Source organism: Pseudomonas sp. HMSC066A08 (genome assembly GCF_001813025.1).
In the GTDB taxonomy this organism is placed as follows: Bacteria; Pseudomonadota; Gammaproteobacteria; order Pseudomonadales; family Pseudomonadaceae; genus Pseudomonas; species Pseudomonas aeruginosa.
The window spans coordinates 1-502 of the sequence record NZ_KV811352.1 but is presented as its reverse complement, the minus strand read 5'-3'; the positions used below and the strand labels follow the sequence as shown (position 1 = coordinate 502).

The window sequence follows — 502 nt, the reverse complement described above, 5'->3', positions numbered from 1 at the left end:
TTGGCCCGTTCGCAACTAATGATGACTGGTGAATATATGAAAAAGACTCAATGGATGGCGGGCCTTTTCGTTGCCGCAATTGCTGCCCCCACGTTCGCGCAAGACGTTCCGGCGCTCGCTGCTGGCCAAGGTGAAGTTCTGCCGCCGGTCAATCTGGTGTCGCCCGATCAGGTGCGGCTCGATGGTAAGGAGGCCTACGGCATCCGCTTGGCCAATCAGTGGAAATCACACCCTGACCGCCCGCGTCGTGGCGCAGACGGTAGCGTGAAATACCTTTTTGGTGCCACTCTGCCGACGTTGGTTTGCACCCCCTTGCAGGTCTGCAATATCGAACTGCAACCGGGCGAAATCGTGAATGACGTTCACGCGGGCGACAACGCACGTTGGAAAATCACCCCGGCCACGATGGGCAGCGGGGCGAACGCTACGACGGTGATTGTGGTCAAGCCTACCGACGCCGGACTGGTCACTAACCTGAGCGTGGCCACCGACCGCCGCCTGT

The 502-nt window shown here is 59.8% G+C and carries 1 protein-coding gene; it reads left to right on the top strand.

Annotated elements, in window-relative coordinates; translation table 11 throughout:
* Positions 1-36: 36 nt before the first annotated feature.
* On the top strand, positions 37-502 hold a 466-nt coding region (locus tag HMPREF2886_RS27290), incomplete at its 3' end, for a TrbG/VirB9 family P-type conjugative transfer protein (protein ID WP_256562590.1).